This is a genomic window from Salmonella sp. SAL4457, assembly GCF_046548235.1.
GTDB lineage: Bacteria > Pseudomonadota > Gammaproteobacteria > Enterobacterales > Enterobacteriaceae > Salmonella > Salmonella enterica.
Genome location: NZ_JBGDZO010001488.1, coordinates 1 through 230, shown reverse-complemented (window position 1 = coordinate 230; position 230 = coordinate 1). Strand labels below are relative to the sequence as shown.

At 62.6% G+C, this 230-nt stretch carries 1 protein-coding gene; it reads left to right on the top strand.

Going from position 1 to position 230, the window contains the following annotated elements; translation table 11 throughout:
• A partial coding sequence (locus tag ACLJNW_RS29150; protein ID WP_410962160.1) for a TRCF domain-containing protein occupies positions 1-230 on the top strand: 230 nt, incomplete at both ends.

The following is a 230-nucleotide window of genomic DNA, read 5'->3' as shown; positions in this document are numbered from 1 at the left end:
TGCCTGCGCTGATCCCCGAGGATTACCTGCCCGACGTGCATGCCCGGCTGATCCTCTACAAGCGCATCGCCAACGCCCCTGACGAGGAAGGTTTGCGCGAGTTGCAGGTGGAGATGATCGACCGCTTCGGGCTCCTGCCCGATCCGGCGAAGAACCTGATGCGCCTGACCCTTCTGAAGCTGCAGGCGGAAAAACTTGGAATCCTCAAGGTCGATGCCGGACCGCAGGGC